This window comes from Marinospirillum perlucidum (assembly GCF_003336805.1).
GTDB classification, from domain to species: Bacteria; Pseudomonadota; Gammaproteobacteria; order Pseudomonadales; family Halomonadaceae; genus Marinospirillum; species Marinospirillum perlucidum.
Window position 1 is genome coordinate 1 of sequence record NZ_QFWJ01000009.1, and the last position, 14,925, is coordinate 14,925.

11 protein-coding genes, 3 tRNA genes and 1 pseudogene are annotated in these 14,925 nt (G+C 55.8%); 6 read left to right on the top strand and 9 right to left on the bottom strand.

Features of this window, described 5'->3' with window-relative positions:
• A pseudogene (locus tag DFK18_RS14695) lies at positions 1-128 on the top strand (IS481 family transposase); the annotation flags it as partial.
• Between the two features lie 490 nt (positions 129-618).
• On the opposite strand, the gene DFK18_RS11105 reads toward DFK18_RS14695, so the two are convergent.
• From DFK18_RS11105 to ppc, 8 genes are all read right to left on the bottom strand, one after another.
• Positions 619-1,164, bottom strand: coding sequence for a GNAT family N-acetyltransferase (locus DFK18_RS11105; RefSeq protein WP_114418336.1), 546 nt, complete (start codon positions 1,162-1,164; stop codon positions 619-621).
• Positions 1,165-1,384: 220 nt separating this feature from the next.
• A complete protein-coding gene (locus tag DFK18_RS11110; RefSeq protein ID WP_114418337.1) occupies positions 1,385-4,204 on the bottom strand; it encodes an ATP-binding protein in 2,820 nt (939 codons plus the stop codon).
• The gene (gene mazG, locus DFK18_RS11115) at positions 4,188-5,048 is read right to left on the bottom strand and encodes a nucleoside triphosphate pyrophosphohydrolase (protein WP_218563949.1); all 861 of its coding nucleotides are present in this window, start codon (positions 5,046-5,048) and stop codon (positions 4,188-4,190) included. The genes DFK18_RS11110 and mazG overlap by 17 nt, the downstream gene beginning before the upstream one ends.
• Before the next feature lie 18 nt (positions 5,049-5,066).
• Positions 5,067-7,325 carry a GTP diphosphokinase gene (gene relA / locus DFK18_RS11120; RefSeq protein ID WP_114418338.1) on the bottom strand — a complete coding sequence of 753 codons (2,259 nt, stop codon included), beginning with the start codon at positions 7,323-7,325 and terminating at the stop codon, positions 5,067-5,069.
• An 82-nt stretch (positions 7,326-7,407) separates the two neighbouring features.
• Positions 7,408-8,322: a cysteine synthase CysM gene (gene cysM, locus DFK18_RS11125; protein WP_114418339.1), complete on the bottom strand. Its 915-nt coding sequence runs from the start codon at positions 8,320-8,322 to the stop codon at positions 7,408-7,410.
• 33 nt (positions 8,323-8,355) lie between these two features.
• Positions 8,356-8,820, bottom strand: a complete 465-nt coding sequence (locus DFK18_RS11130) for a YaaR family protein (protein ID WP_114418340.1) — start codon at positions 8,818-8,820, stop codon at positions 8,356-8,358.
• A gap of 2 nt (positions 8,821-8,822) precedes the next feature.
• Positions 8,823-9,341 carry a DUF2489 domain-containing protein gene (locus DFK18_RS11135; protein ID WP_114418341.1) on the bottom strand — a complete coding sequence of 173 codons (519 nt, stop codon included), beginning with the start codon at positions 9,339-9,341 and terminating at the stop codon, positions 8,823-8,825.
• A gap of 89 nt (positions 9,342-9,430) precedes the next feature.
• Positions 9,431-12,085 carry a phosphoenolpyruvate carboxylase gene (gene ppc, locus DFK18_RS11140; protein ID WP_114418342.1) on the bottom strand — a complete coding sequence of 885 codons (2,655 nt, stop codon included), beginning with the start codon at positions 12,083-12,085 and terminating at the stop codon, positions 9,431-9,433.
• Between the two features lie 152 nt (positions 12,086-12,237).
• Between ppc and DFK18_RS11145 the strand changes: the two genes are divergently transcribed.
• The 5 genes from DFK18_RS11145 (at position 12,238) to DFK18_RS11165 (ending at position 13,498) form a co-directional block, all read left to right on the top strand.
• Positions 12,238-12,314 (top strand) — tRNA-Met (locus DFK18_RS11145).
• A gap of 102 nt (positions 12,315-12,416) precedes the next feature.
• Positions 12,417-12,492 (top strand) — tRNA-Asn (locus tag DFK18_RS11150).
• A gap of 26 nt (positions 12,493-12,518) precedes the next feature.
• A tRNA-Asn gene (locus tag DFK18_RS11155) sits at positions 12,519-12,594 on the top strand.
• An 80-nt stretch (positions 12,595-12,674) separates the two neighbouring features.
• Positions 12,675-13,076 carry a hypothetical protein gene (locus DFK18_RS11160; RefSeq protein ID WP_114418343.1) on the top strand — a complete coding sequence of 134 codons (402 nt, stop codon included), beginning with the start codon at positions 12,675-12,677 and terminating at the stop codon, positions 13,074-13,076.
• Positions 13,073-13,498: a YqaA family protein gene (locus DFK18_RS11165; protein WP_114418344.1), complete on the top strand. Its 426-nt coding sequence runs from the start codon at positions 13,073-13,075 to the stop codon at positions 13,496-13,498. The genes DFK18_RS11160 and DFK18_RS11165 overlap by 4 nt, the downstream gene beginning before the upstream one ends.
• On the opposite strand, the gene DFK18_RS11170 is transcribed toward DFK18_RS11165, so the two are convergent.
• Complete coding sequence (locus tag DFK18_RS11170; protein ID WP_114418345.1) at positions 13,499-14,812, bottom strand: M18 family aminopeptidase; 1,314 nt, start codon at positions 14,810-14,812, stop codon at positions 13,499-13,501. It abuts the gene before it with no gap.
• Positions 14,813-14,925: the final 113 nt, after the last annotated feature.

A 14,925-nucleotide genomic window follows, 5' to 3' on the forward strand; every position in this document is an offset into this window, starting at 1 on the left:
ATAATCACCATATTCCGCAGAAAGCACTGAACCATCATCCACCCATTGAAGCAATGAAAGGGTGGCAAGAAAAACGCCCAGAATTATTTCATAAACGGGTTGTTAATCATGCGGGACCCGACACCTAAGAGGTTCGATTAAATCGTTACCAGTATAAAAATAGGCCAAGGCATTACCACTAACTACAACCAGCACACCTGCAAGCAGCATTTTTCTGAACATTCCTTCTCCTTTACCTCAATCAAATAAACAACACCAGTCAAGATCCTGCCAATCAAAAAAACAATTGTCAGAAGCCAAGAACCTCACCCAACCGACTGTATTTTATAATTTTTATAGAAAAGACGAGAAAGAACTGGTTGCATAAAGCCTCACAAAAAATGCCAGCCGCTTATCACTCCTCAATCATGGTCGTCTTTTTGGTGTGCAAGGCTCATCAGGAAGAGCCCGCCAGGATGACTACCCGCGCAAACTTGTCTTTGAGCTGATCAAAAGAACCGATTTATCTTCATCCATAGCGACATCCACTAAAAATGAAAAGTAAATCCATAAAACACTAGGATTGGGCAGCTGTATCCCTGCGTGAAGTGCATGGCGTTTGCTCGAAATAAAAGCTTCTCATTCTAAGCAGTCTTCTTCCCTCACACGGGCTATCCAGTCTTGGCAGGTCATCCGATACACTCGAACAAGCCGATTATGAAACTCTTGAAGAGTGTAGTCTTTAAATCCGGTCTTCTCGGTCACTCTAACTGAAGCCGTGTGCCCTGGTTCGATGATTACCATGACCGAGTCACAATGTTCCTGATCGAAAATATATTTAAGAACACCTTTGACAGCTTCGGTTGCATAGCCTTGATGCCAAAACCTGCGCGCTAGACGATAACCCAAGTTGATTTCTTCAGTATCGCCAAGCAACTCAGGCCCAGCACCACAAAAGCCGACAAAATTGCCGGATTCCTTTTCACACAAGGCCCAGGGCCCTATTCCATGGGAGGCGTAACAAGCTAGGCACCAATCAACAAACCTTCGGGTAGCCTCTTCGTTACAAACACCCTGGACAGAGAACTTCATGACCTCGGGATCACTAAGCATTGTAGTGAGTAGAGGAACGTCTTGGTGGGTTAGCCTTCTTGCAATCAATCTCTCCGTTTCAAACTCTGGCACTGGTCTCTCCCTGAGCATAAGGCCGCGATTCAACACAGAAGTGGCGCAACAGCGTCACGTCACAGCCGAAAACAATCCTACCACTAGGCTAGAACTTGGCTGGCTGGTAGTTAGCCGTTGGCCAGAGTTCGTCACTTTTATAAGCTAATTGTTATGTGCTAAAACCTTCCCAGACAAAACAACACCCGACAGTTTTAATCTGCCGGGTTTTGTTGTGGTGTTAAAGCGGTCTTGAGTGCCAGTCGTTGCGGTAGTCTCTCTCCTGCCAGTCGAGCAGGCGCTCGATTTCGTAAAAGAGTTGTTCCAGGCTGGTAGCGACGAGTTTTTCCTGCCCGGCTTTAAGCTGGGTTTCCAGGGCTTCGGTGATCTGGGCCAGATCGGGTACGCCGCAGTAGCGGGTGGCACCATGCAGACGATGAACGGCTTCGATCAGTTCTTCATCGTTGTCGTTTCTCAGAGCGGTTTCCACCGCTTCCTTGCTTTGTTCCAGTGAATCCAGCAGCAGACCCAGGAGCTCATCGGCCAGTTCGGCGCGACCGGCGGCCAGATGAATACCCAGCTCACGATCCACGGGGCAGGCTTGCCAGGCTTCTTCCGAGACTTCGGATACGCTGGTGTTAATCAGGTTGGGCTGAGCCTGACCGCGATCTCCTAGCCAACTGTGTAGCAGTTCGATCAAGAGTTTTTCGTTCAGGGGTTTGATCAGCACATCATTAATCCCCACCTGCATCCAGGCCTGTTTTTCATCAGAAACGGCATGAGCGGTCAGGGCGATGATCGGCAGGCTACGGTATTCATTGCCCAAAGCACGTATCTGGCGAGTGGCCTCGACTCCATTCATGCCGGGCATCTGGATATCCATCAACACCAGGCTGACATTTTCTTCCTGCACGCGGGCGACTGCTTCCTTGCCATCCTTGGCCTGGAGGGTTTCATAACCCAGTTGCTGCAAGAGAGTGACCAGTGCCAGCAGGTTGGTGGGCGCATCATCCACGGCCAGTATCTTGGGAATTTCACGGATTTCACCCCGCGACAGCACCACGGATTGGCTTTCCAGCTTGACCGGATGGTTGTCTTCCAGCAGGGCTTCCAGGGCTTCTTTCAAACGCGGGGATGACAGGGGTTTGAGCAGCAGGTGATCACTGACCTGATGACGCAGGTGGGCATGGATTTCCGGTTCCGAGGTGTTCAGCAGCAGCAAGACCGGACAAGGGGTTTCCCGCGACCAGTGATCCAAGGCATCCAGCCAGTCAGTGGCAGTGGCATGCTGGCTTCCCATCCCCAGCAGCAGGGCGCTGAGTTTGCCACTTTCGGGGCTGCTCAGCATTTCTGCCGGGTGGCTCCAGGAGACAACCCGGGCGCCCCAACTACGTAGCTGATGGCACCAGGCCTGATTGGTCAAACGATGAGCTTCAAGTACCCCGATGGTGCGCCCCATCAACCAGGGCAGGGGTTCCGCGGCTTCTTCGAGTATCTCCAGGGGCAGGGTAAACCAGAAGGTTGAGCCCTCGCCCTCTTCACTATCCAGGTCAATCTGGCCACCCATCTGCTGTACCAGCTGCTTGCAGATCGCCAGCCCCAAGCCGGTGCCGCCAAATTGGCGGGTTTGCGAGGTATCTGCCTGGGAAAAAGCCTGAAAGAGTTTTTGCCGTTGCTCTTCACTCAGACCTATGCCGGTATCGCTGACCGCAATACGGATGCAGCAGCGGGAAGGTGAGACAGGTTCACCCCCCCCTTCATCCTCATCATCCAGCATGATGCGCACTACCACTTCACCGGCGTTGGTGAACTTGAGGGCGTTGCTGATGAGATTGCTGAATAGCTGTTTAAGTCGCAGGGGATCACTTTTCACCAGGCTGGGCACATCATCGTAAACCACACCCAGCAGGTTAAGATCCTTGCGGTGAGCCTGGGGTGCCTGCATGGCCAGGCAGGCATCCAGCAGTTCGCGCAGGTTGACCGGCTCTTCTTCCAGCACCATCTTACCGGCTTCGATTTTGGAGAAATCGAGAATATCGCTGATGATGCCGAGCATGGTTTCCGAGGCATCCCAGATATGGCCGAGGTATTCCTTCTGACGCACGTCCAGGTGGGTGCGGGTGAGCAGGTTGGAAAAACACACGATGCCATGCAGCGGCGTGCGGATTTCATGACTCATGTTGGCCAGGAATTCGGATTTGATGCGACTGGCCTGAAGGGCATCTTTGCGCGCCATATCCAGTTCGATGTTCTTGGCTTCGATAACATCCAGACTGCGCGAGGCATCCTCGCGGACTTCATCAATGGATTGCAGCAACTGGTCTTCACGCTGGGTCACCTGGGTGAGCATTTCTTCCAGGTTTTCCCCGAAGCTTTGCAGTTCGCGGATATTGGTTTGCGTCAGGGGACCGGGCACCTCCCCCTGGCTGATGGCCTTCAGGGTTGCTTCGGCACTGCGCAGCCGCTGGGTCAGGCTGCGGGTAATAAACTGCACCAGCAAAAGACTGACGGTAAAGAAAACCAGCAGGAGAACACCACTGATCAAAAACAGCCGGTACTGGTGCAACAAGCCGGGGGTGAGGGTGAATTCCAACTCGGCCCAGCCCAGCAAACGCGGCTGTTCACCGGATCTTAACCGGGCGATATCGCGATTGCCCTGAAACTCGTAGAGCGGCTGGATAAAGCGCAGGGATTCATCCTCACGCGCGACCTGCGGTTGCAGCGACCAGCGCAGATCGGGGTTTTGATTCAGCGGGTGCATGCTGGGGCCAGCGTGGAGCAGGCTGGTTCGATCCTGGTCGTAAACAGAAAAAGCGCGGACATCCGGGGCTTCCAGCAGACGTTCGGAGAGATTACGCAAGAGCGCCAGGCGTTCTTCGTCTTCCAGTTGGATAGCCAGGGTCGGGGCCAGATTACCCAGGATCACCCGCCCTCGCTCAGTGAGTTGGTGTTCCAGGTTGGTGAAGTAGTTTTGCAGCAGCCAGCCACCGCCGAGGATCACTAGCAACCAGGCGGGCAGAAAACAACCCAGGAGTATCCAGTTTCTAAGAGACAGCTTCATCCGGGCCTTCCTTGCGTTTGGCTTCCTGCCAGTAGCCTTCCAGGGTATCCAGCGGCAGGCGCAGTTGCGGATCTTCCTGGCGTTCCTGAGTCAGCGGGGTTCCGGCCTGCTGACAGCAGTTTTCCACATAGCGAAAACGGCTTTCAAATTTGCGATTGGTTTTACGGATAGCCGCTTCCGGGTCCACCTTGAGGTGACGCGCCAGATTGACGGTGGCAAACAGCAGATCCCCCACTTCACCGGCCACGGCCTCTTGATCGCCCTGGGCCAGGGCCTCACGGATTTCCGCCAGTTCTTCTTCCAGCTTGTCCAGCACGCGTGGCGCTTCATCCCAGTCAAAACCGACACGGGCAGCTCGCTTTTGCAGTTTGAGCGCGCGGGTGGCAGCAGGCAGGTTGGCGGGGATGCCATCCAGTGCAGAAGTGGCAGCCTGTTTTTGCTGGCGTTCTTCAGCCTTGAGTGCCTCCCAGGTGGATTTGACCTCGGCTTCGGAGGAGGCCTGATCACCGGGGCGGCTGTCCAGATGCCCTTCGGGAAAAACATGCGGATGACGGTGGATCAGCTTGTGAGTCAGGGCGTCGATGATGGCATTGAAATCAAAGCGGCCTTCTTCTTCACCAAAGCGGGCGTAGTAGACCACCTGGAAGAGCAGGTCGCCCAACTCCTCCTTGAGGTGATCCAGATCGCCGCGTTCGATGCAGTCGGCCACCTCATAGGCTTCTTCCAGCGTATGGGGAACAATGCTTTCCCAGGTTTGCTTGCGATCCCAGGGGCACCCGTCTTCGGGGTCCCTGAGTCGAGCCATCAAAGTCAGTAAATCCTGCAGACCATAATGCCTAGTCACCGGGGCGACTCCTTCTTGCTAATTTTTGGCTTTTTCCCGAAAACGCTGAACATCCACGACATTGGGCAGTTGATTCAGGCGATTGAGCACCTGCCCCAGGGCTTCCAGGCCACCAACTTCCAGAGTAATCAGAATGTTGGCCAGGTTTTCCTTTTTATCGGTCAGGGTGTTTACGGAAAGCACATTCACTTTTTCATTGGCCAGGACCAGGGTGATATCGCGCAGCAGGCCGGTGCGATCCCAGGCCTTGATACGAATATCCACCGGGTACATCTGGGTTTTCTTGTGACCCCATTCGACATTGACCAGACGATTGGGATCTTCGGCACGCAATTGGTTGACGTTGCTACAATCCTGGCGATGGATGGTCACCCCGCGACCGATGGTAATGTAACCGATAATCTCGTCACCGGGCAGCGGCTGACAACATTTGGCCATCTGGGTCATGAGGTTGCCCACACCCAGAATGGTGATGTCATCCTGGTTGCCTTCCTTGCGGCTGCCGGGACGAGTCAGCAGGCGATCCAGCTGATCCAGGTCTTCGGTTTCCCCGAACAGATGCTGGGCCATGGACAGCACCTGCCCCGGACGCAGATCCCCGGCCCCCAGGGCAGCAAAGAGGTCATCCTCGGTATGCAGGTTCAGGGCACGGGCCAGGGCATCCAGATCCAGGCCTTCCAGACCCAGACGTTTGAATTCCTTCTCGATCAGCTGGCGGCCTTCGTCGACGTTCTTGTCTCTATCCTGCAGCTTGAACCACTGCTGGATCTTGGCCCGACAGCGTGAGGTTTTAACATAACCCAGCGAAGGATTGAGCCAGTCGCGGCTGGGGCCGCCTTCACCGGCTGAGGTGAGGATTTCCACCTGTTCGCCGGTTTTCAGGGCATAGTTCAGGGGCACGATGCGGCCATTGACCTTGGCTCCCCGGCAGCGGTGGCCGATTTCGGTATGCACTCGGTAGGCAAAATCGATGGGCGTGGCATCCTGCGGCAGGTCGATAACGTGACCATCGGGGGTAAAAACGTAAATCCGGTCAGGGGCGACATCATTTTGCAATTCTTCTTTAAGACCGGCGGCATCGCCAACTTCTTCATGCCATTCCAGAACCTGGCGCAACCAGGCAATTTTTTCTTCGTAGGCATTGCTCTTGCCACCGGCATCCGTGCCCTTGTAACGCCAGTGGGCACAAACGCCCAGCTCGGCTTCGTCATGCATGGCGTAGGTACGGATTTGCACTTCCAGCACCTTGCCTTCCGGCCCGATCACGGCCGTGTGCAGGGAGCGGTAGCCGTTTTCCTTGGGGGTGGCGATATAGTCATCAAACTCGTTGGGGATATGCCGGAACATGGAGTGAACGATCCCCAGCACGGCATAGCAATCGCGCACTTCAGGCACCAGCACCCGTACGGCACGAACATCGTAAACCTGGGAGAAATCGATCTTCTTGCGCTTCATTTTGCGCCAGATCGAGTAGATATGCTTGGCCCGGCCTTGCAGATCCACTCCGGAAATACCCTGGGCCTCCACGGCATCCTGCAGCTGCTGGATAACCATCTGAATATAACCGTCACGATCCAGGCGTTTTTCCGCCAGCAGGCGCGCGATGTACTTGTAGCTGTCTTCTTCCAGATAACGGAAGGAAAGGTCTTCCAGCTCCCATTTGATATGCCCGATCCCCAGGCGATGAGCCAGGGGCGCATAGATTTCAAAAACCTCGCGAGCCACTCTCAGGCGTTTATCACGCGGTGCGGTCTTGACCTGACGCAGGGCACAGGTCCGCTCGGAGAGCTTGATCAGGGCCACGCGCACATCATCCACCACAGCAACCAGCATTTTGCGTAGCTGTTCCAACTGGTTTTGCTTCTGCCCGAAGGCCGGAGCACTGCTGGTTTGTATCTGACTGATGGCCGCCATCTGCTGGACCCCGGCAATCAGGGTGGCGACGGTCTTGCCAAACTGTTTTTCGATGCTGGGCAGACCAATCAATTCTTCACGAACACCACGATAAAGCAGCGCGGCGATCAGGGTGTCGTCATCCATGCGCAGCTCACCGAGAATATCGGCCATTTCCAGGCCGGTGCGGTAGCTGCTGGCTCCTTCATACCATTGGCGACCCTCTTCTTCAGCCTGCTTTTCCAACTGAGCGGCCAATTCACAGGCCTGACGCACCCGCTCGGGGTTGCTCAGCTGCACATCGGCCTGGAGGTGGCAAAGCCAGAGATCCAGATCAACGCTGCCGTCCTGTTTAAGAGGTTGGTCATCTCTTACTTTTACCATGGTGTTTCTCGTTCAGCTGTGGATTTCGGGAAATCTGTTGTTGTTTTTGTCAGCCCCGAAAGGCTTCGGTCAGCTGACAAGCTCAGGGAGCCTGGTCGTTAAAGACTCCGGTGGAGAGATAGCGATCTCCACGGTCGCAGATGATGGCAACTATTACGGCATTTTCAAGTTCCTCGGCCAGTCGCAGGGCACCGGCCAGGGCGCCACCGGAGGAAACCCCGGCCAGGATACCTTCTTCCCGGGCCAGACGACGCATCTGCTGCTCTGCTTCCTCCTGGGCGATATCAATTACCTGATCCACGCCGGAGGGATCAAAAATACTGGGCAGATAAGCGGCTGGCCAACGCCGGATACCAGGGATGCTGGCCCCTTCACTGGGTTGTAGACCAATGATCTGGATGTCCGGGTTTTGCTCCTTTAAGTAACGCCCTGTCCCCATAATGGTGCCTGTTGTTCCCATGGAACTGACAAAATGGGTAATGCGCCCTTGGGTTTGCTGCCAGATTTCCGGTCCGGTGGTGCGATAGTGGGCCAGGGGGTTGTCGCCATTGGCAAACTGGTTCAATACCCGGCCCCGACCTTCGGCTTCCAACTGATCGGCCAGATCCCGCGCGCCTTCCATACTGGCTTCCTTGGACACCAACAGGAGTTCGGCACCATAGGCACGCATGGCATCCTTGCGCTCTTCCGAGGCATTTTCCGGCATGATCAGGATCATCTTGTATCCCATCACCGCGGCGGCCATTGCAAGAGCTATGCCGGTATTGCCAGAGGTGGCTTCAATCAGGGTATCACCGGGTTGAATAAGGCCCTTGTTTTCGGCCTCTTGAATCATGGAGAGGGCCGGGCGGTCCTTGACTGATCCTGCAGGGTTATTGCCTTCCAATTTGGCCAGAATGGTGTTGTTGCGGCCAGCGCTGATGCGCTGCAGACGTACCAGGGGGGTGTTGCCAACCAGATCCGCCAGGGTTGGCCATTCAGGAAGACGCTTGGTCATATCGGGCTATTCACTCCAGCTAATACAGATAGGTCAGGACAAGAGGTCGACGACCAGACCCTTGATATTAAAAAGTCGACGGGTAATGGCAACCCTGTCCTTTTGTTCATTCATCACCAGATGCAGCAGTTCTTCGGCCTCGCGATCGATCTGGCGAATCACCTGGTGGCGATCGGCCGGATGCCAGCCGGGACCGACACTGTCCACCTTGAAGCTGCCCTTGATCACCTTGCCGACCAGATTGGACAGGAGCGAACGAAAGACTTCCAGGTTACCCACGGTGGGATTGCGTTCCAGCTCTTCACCAGCCTGGCCCAGCAGTTCCTGGAGTTGATCCAGTTCTTTTTTTAGCTCGGCCCGTCCTCCGACGGATACCTGTTGCATCAACTGGTCATTGAAACTGGTTTTACTCTTCTCCGCCTTGGCAGAACGTCCGGCAGGACGCCCCTTCTGACCATCGGAACGCAGATTTTTCCACAGGGTATTGACCGGCAGCATGATTAATCCCCCTTGGGAGCAGCATTAACAAACAGGGGGTTGGCCGGAACGACCCCTTCAGACGCGCAGAAGCGCTTGAGGGCTTCGGCACCGGCTTTGATCTGGCCTTCGAACTGTTCTTCCACGGCGCGCCTTTCCTGATCCTGCTTTTCCTTTTCTTCGGCGGGCAGTTCATTTCTGGCCTTGTGGGTGGCCAGATGCTTGGTCTTCTGATGCACCAGATCAAAAACCACCAGGTCTTCATGGTTCAGGTGATGGCCTTCATCGAGCAGATCCAGCATCACCCGAATTCTCAGGCAACCTTCGGTGGCATTGACCTGTTCATCGCTCAGGGCACGAGCCAGCACATCGAGATTTTCCAACAGATTGGTGCGGGCCTGGCTGGCTTCCTTGGCGCGGATCTCTTCGGCCTGAGCCTGCTGGCGTTTGGCCTCCAGGTGCAGGTGCAGGGCATAGCCGGCCAGGGGAATCAGAATGGCAATGGCAGCGGCTAAGAGGAGGACAGCACTGTCGGCGCTCATGGATACATCTCCAGCTCAATTAAAAAGGGGGCTTTTATTAAGCCCCCAAGGATAGCAGATGCAGCCTGCTTTAGGCACTAAGTAGCTTGTTACCCGGTATTACGAAGGCCCGCTGCGATACCGGCCATGGTCACCATCAGCGCTCTTTCCAGGATCACCGGATTGACATCAACCGGGCATTTGCCCTCCTGCTCGCAGGCTCTGACCCGCGCCAGCAATTCGGCCTGGAGCTGGTGCAGCGGGATGATATAGGGGTTGCGTACATTGATGGCCTGACGGGTCAGGGGTACGTGTTCCAGCAGTTGTTCCTGTTCACGCAAAGCCAACAATTCCCCCATCAACCCCCGAACACGCAGGCGCAGGCGTTCCCCCAGAGGCTTGAGTTCATCCTCCACCAGGATGTCTTCATACTCTTCCACCGAAGCCAGGTCCACCTTGGCCAGAACCATTTCCAGCATGTCCATGTTACTGGCAAAGAAGGGCCAGCCTTCGATCATTTCCCGCAGCAGACCGGTGTCTTTCCGCTCAGCGGCCTGACGCAGGGCCTCGTCGCTGCCCAACCAGGCGGGCAACATCAGGCGCACCTGGGTCCAGGCAAAAATCCACGGAATGGCACGCAAGCTTTCAATGCCACCAGAGGCTTTGCGCTTGGCCGGACGACTGCCCAGTGGCAATTTAGCCAGCTCCTGCTCGGGGGTCAGCTGACGAAAATAGCGCACGAATTCCGGGGTATCCTTGACCAAGGCACGATAGCTGGTCACGGCATCCTCGGCCAGACGGTTCATCATCTGCCGCCATTCCGGACGCGGCGCCGGAGGCGGTGTCAGGGTGGCTTCCAGCACCGCACTGGTGTAAACCTCCAGAGCTCTTTCCGCCAGGGCAGGCAAACCGAATTTAAAGCGGATCATTTCACCCTGTTCGGTCACCCGCAAACGCCCCTGCACTGAACCCGGCGGCTGCGCCAGAATGGCCGCCTGGGTGGGGCCACCACCGCGACCTACCGTGCCGCCACGACCATGGAAGAAGGTCAGGTGCACCTGGTGTTTTTCGCACACCTGGGTCACGGCTTCCTGGGCACGATACTGCGCCCAGGAGGCAGCCAGCTGCCCGGCATCCTTGGCGGAATCGGAATAACCGATCATGACCTCCTGACGCCCACCGGTGTAGTTGCGATACCAGGGAATCGACAGGAGGCCATCAATGACTTCCGGTGCCCGATCCAGATCGGCCAGGGTTTCGAACAGGGGCACGATGCGCATGGGGCGATCCACCCCGGCTGTTTTCAACAAGAGGGCCACGGCCAGCACATCGGATGAGCGGGCCGCCATGGAGATCACATAGGCCCCCAGGGCATCGGCTCTTTCTGCGGCAATCACCTTGCAGGTATCCAAGACTTCCCGCACGTCATCACTACAGGGCCAGCGTTCCGGCAACAGGGGACGCGGGTTATCCAGCTCCTTGAGCAGAAACTCGATTTTTTCTTCTTCACTCCAGTCGGCATAGTCACCCAGCCCCAGGAATTGGGTGGCTTCCGAGATCACCTGCAGGTGCCGGGGCGCTTCCTGGCGTACATCCAGACGCAGCAGGTTCATGCCAAAGGCCGAGAGGCGGCGCAGGATATCGCGCAGCAGACCATCGGCAATCACCTGCATGCCCTGCTCACACAGGGATTCATAACAGAGCATCAGGGGTTCACGCAGGCCATCGGCATCAAAAACAATGCGTTCATCATCATAGGGCTGACCATCCAGACGCGCCTTGAGCCAATCCAGGGTGGCTCTCAGGCGTTCACGCAGCTGACCCAGGAGCACACGATAGGGTTCCTTCGCAGGACCTACACGACTGCGCAGGGCTTCGCTGGCCTGATGCATGGAAAGCTCAGAGCGCAAAAAGTCGATATCGCGATGGTAGAGATCGGCGGCCATCCAGCGGGACAGCCAGAGCACCTCCTGAGTCACGCGCGAAGTGACACGCGGATTGCCATCCCGGTCTCCCCCCATCCAGGAAGCAAAGCGTATGGGGGCTGCATCCAGCGGCAGGGTTTGTCCGGTCAGGTTTTCCAGCTGCTCATCCAGTGCCCGATAATAGGCGGGGACCGCCTGCCAGAGGGAGTTCTCAATGACTGCAAAACCCCACTTGGCTTCATCCACCGGCGAGGGGCGTTGGCTGCGGATTTCATCGGTATGCCAGGCCTGGGCGATCAGCTCTTCCAGACGCCGCAGAATGGCTTGGCGTTTTTTCTCGTCGGGTGCGTTTTCATAATCATAGAGGCAGGCATCCAGGGCATCGTATTTCTGGATCAGGGTACGCCGACTGACTTCGGTCGGGTGAGCAGTGAAGACCAGCTCCACCTGCTGCTGGGTCAGGGTATCGAGAATCTTGTCAGGCTGGATGTCGGCTTCCTGCAGCTCCCGCAGCAAACGACTGAAACCGGGTTGCTCGCTACGGCGATAATCTTCCACCACGCGTTCACGGGCGCGGTAATGTTGTTCAGCGGCATTAGCAAGATTAAGAAACTGGGTAAAAGCACGGGCGACTGGCAGCAGCTCGACATCCTTAAGGTTGTTCAAGGCTTCACCCAAAGCCTCCGGCGAAGCCTCGCCCTGATGGACCTTTTTTGACAAACCGCGGATGGATTCAATCAGCTCCAGAAAATCTTCGCCCAGAGCCGCACTCATGGTATGACCCAGGCCTTCACCCAGGACTCGAACTTGTTCACGCAAGGATGCATCCAGATTCGTCATGTCACCTTACCCCGTTGATGGATAAATAGGTTTTCCCCAGCAACTTTGGCATGGGTTCGCGGGTGCAGCAATAGCCTTTACCAAAAAAATCAGGATGTTTTTTGCCTGAGGGCTTGCCAAACGTCAGCAGATCCTTATAATGCGCACCCGTTGGCTATGTAGCTCAGCTGGTTAGAGCACATCACTCATAATGATGGGGTCCCCTGTTCGAATCAGGGCATAGCCACCACCTTTTCAGTCTAGGCATTGAACAGGAATTAATTAAGCCAAGGGCTTGACCCAAAAGCTTTTTTACCTACAATGTAAGCCCTCGACTTTTTGAAAAAGTTGTTCCCGGATAGCTCAGTCGGTAGAGCAGTTGACTGTTAATCAATTGGTCGCAGGTTCGAGTCCTGCTCCGGGAGCCAATTTCCAAGCTGTTTTTAAAGCCTATTCCCGGATAGCTCAGTCGGTAGAGCAGTTGACTGTTAATCAATTGGTCGCAGGTTCGAGTCCTGCTCCGGGAGCCAGCTTTAACCTTCCCCTGTTTTTATTCCCTTGCTTCTTGATCCAATAGACAAGACCGCTGCTGTTTTTCTATTATCTGGCCATGACTAGCCATCCGGCCTTGCGCCAGCCTTGTCCGCCCAGTGTTTGTGACTGTGATTTCCGCCAGCTTGTTGAAGGCGGCGAAGACCTGCTGCTTTTACAGTTCAATCGCAAAGAGGAAAAACGCCTGCTGGATCGCCTGGAAAACCTCAAGGATTACCCGGATTTGCTACATCTCCAGGATTTAATGCAGCGCCAGCTGGGGATCAGCCTGAGCATTCAACCCGGCCCCAATGAAGTCAAAAGCCCACGCGGGCTGGAATTTATTTTTGCCCCGCAACCGGGGCTGTGTCGCCGTACTCGCCAGAACATCCCGACGGCTATCCGCAAGAGCATGAAAAACCAGCCGGAAATCCTCTATCAACTCCTGGATGCTCAGGGTCTGTTTGGACAGGGTGGATGAGCCTTTTCTGGGTTTTTATCACCGGGTTGGTCTCAGCCACCCTGTTTCCCGGCGGTTCAGAAGCCTTAGTGGTGGCCCAGGTCTGTCGCGAACAACCCCTTTTGCTGCTCTGGTTGCTGGCAACCAGTGGCAACACCCTGGGCAGCTGGATCAACTGGCTCTTGGGGCGCTACCTACTGCATTTTGAAAACCGGCGCTGGTTTCCCATCAAACCTCATCAACGACTCAAGGCCGAAGCCTGGTTTCAACGCTGGGGCTTTTGGTCGCTGTTGTTTGCCTGGCTACCGGTAGTCGGTGATCCGCTGACACTGGTCGCAGGCACCCTGCGGGTACACTGGCTGAAGTTTTTGCTGTTGGTCGCCACCGGCAAGGGGCTGCGTTACGCCCTCCTGATTGCTGCAGCCCGCCTGGCCGGTTGTTGATCAGCTGACAGCCAGGGATTCACTATCCAGGAAAACCTGCAAAGCCCGGGTCAGATACCAGGCGTCCTGACTGCCCACGGTCTCCCGAACAGAGTGCATCCCCCACTGGGGAACCCCGACATCCACGACTCTCACCCCCAAACGGGTGGCAGTAATCGGACCCAGGGTACTGCCGCAGCCCATATCCGTGCGTACCACAAAACGCTGGAAAGGCACCTGGGCACGACGACAATAACCGGCAAACAGAGCACTGGTCTCACTGCTGGTGGCATAGCGCTGGTTGGCATTGATTTTGATTACCGGACCTGCATTAATGCGCGGCCCATGATTTTCATCATGACGCTCAGGAAAATTTGGGTGCAGAGCATGGGCATTGTCACAGGACACCATCAGGCTAAGACTCAGGGTGCGCTGATAAGCCGGCTCATCACCACTCAAACGTCTCAACAGACTTTCCAGAAAAGGACCTTCTGCACCGATGGACGAAGCACTTCCCACTTCCTCATGATCATTACAAACCAGCAGACGGGTGGCTGCGGTGCCCGGATCTCCGGCCAGCAGGGCTTCAAGTCCCACGTAGCAGGAAAGCAGATTATCCAGACGCGCTGAAGCCAGGTATTCCTGATGCAGCCCCACCAAAGCAGGTGGCTGGGTGTCGTAGAAGCAGAGTTCGTAATCCACCACTTCGCTCACCTCTGCATGGCCGGCTTCTTTTAACCAGGAAGCGAGCAACTCACGAAAGACCAACTTGGGGTCTTCTTCCTCGGCCTGACAGAGCACCACCGGCAGGTATTTCTGAGGATTAATCTCCATACCCTTGTTGGCTTCACGATTCAGATGAATCGCCAGAGAAGGAATGATCCCCAGGGGCTCACGCAGATCCAGCAGCGCCTCGTGCAACTGGCCGGCGTTATCCCAATAATGAACCTGGCCGGCCAGAGACAGATCACGATCGAACCAGGGGTTGAGGAGCGCGCCCCCGTAGACCTCCACGCCCAATTGCAGGCAACCGTGGCGGATGATTTCCGCGTTGGGTTTGACTTTCAGACAAGGGCTGTCGGTATGTGCACCCAGCATGCGCACCCCGGCCTCGGCAACAGGAGCCTGCCCCTGTCGCCAGGCAATCAGGGATTTGCCCCCACGAATCACGTAATAACCCTGCCCGGGCTGCAGTTCCCAGGTGGTATCTTCCTGCAACAGCGAAAAACCGGCCTCATTCAGGCGCTCGCTCATAGCCGCCACGGCTTGAGCCGGTGCTGTGGCCTGCTGCAAAAATTGCATTAAACCTTGATTGAAATTAGCAGCTGATTGCATCACTCGATCCTGTTTGCAAAGTTGTCTCTTGTAGTAACTTGGTAATCCAAGGCTGTCATCCAAGGCTGCATCGGTTATCCTTGGGCCAGGAAACCTCTGATGGGCTCACTAGT

Bases quoted from the DNA above. Each gene is read 5' to 3' on its own strand.
- DFK18_RS11130 (WP_114418340.1), bottom strand. From the start codon at position 8,820: ATGCTGCCGGTCAATACCCTGTGGAAAAATCTGCGTTCCGATGGTCAG.
- DFK18_RS11110 (WP_114418337.1), bottom strand. From the start codon at position 4,204: ATGAAGCTGTCTCTTAGAAACTGGATACTCCTGGGTTGTTTTCTGCCC.
- DFK18_RS11170 (WP_114418345.1), bottom strand. From the start codon at position 14,812: ATGCAATCAGCTGCTAATTTCAATCAAGGTTTAATGCAATTTTTGCAG.
- DFK18_RS11135 (WP_114418341.1), bottom strand. From the start codon at position 9,341: ATGAGCGCCGACAGTGCTGTCCTCCTCTTAGCCGCTGCCATTGCCATT.
- DFK18_RS11165 (WP_114418344.1), top strand. From the start codon at position 13,073: ATGAGCCTTTTCTGGGTTTTTATCACCGGGTTGGTCTCAGCCACCCTG.
- DFK18_RS11160 (WP_114418343.1), top strand. From the start codon at position 12,675: ATGACTAGCCATCCGGCCTTGCGCCAGCCTTGTCCGCCCAGTGTTTGT.
- relA (WP_114418338.1), bottom strand. From the start codon at position 7,325: ATGGTAAAAGTAAGAGATGACCAACCTCTTAAACAGGACGGCAGCGTT.
- cysM (WP_114418339.1), bottom strand. From the start codon at position 8,322: ATGACCAAGCGTCTTCCTGAATGGCCAACCCTGGCGGATCTGGTTGGC.
- ppc (WP_114418342.1), bottom strand. From the start codon at position 12,085: ATGACGAATCTGGATGCATCCTTGCGTGAACAAGTTCGAGTCCTGGGT.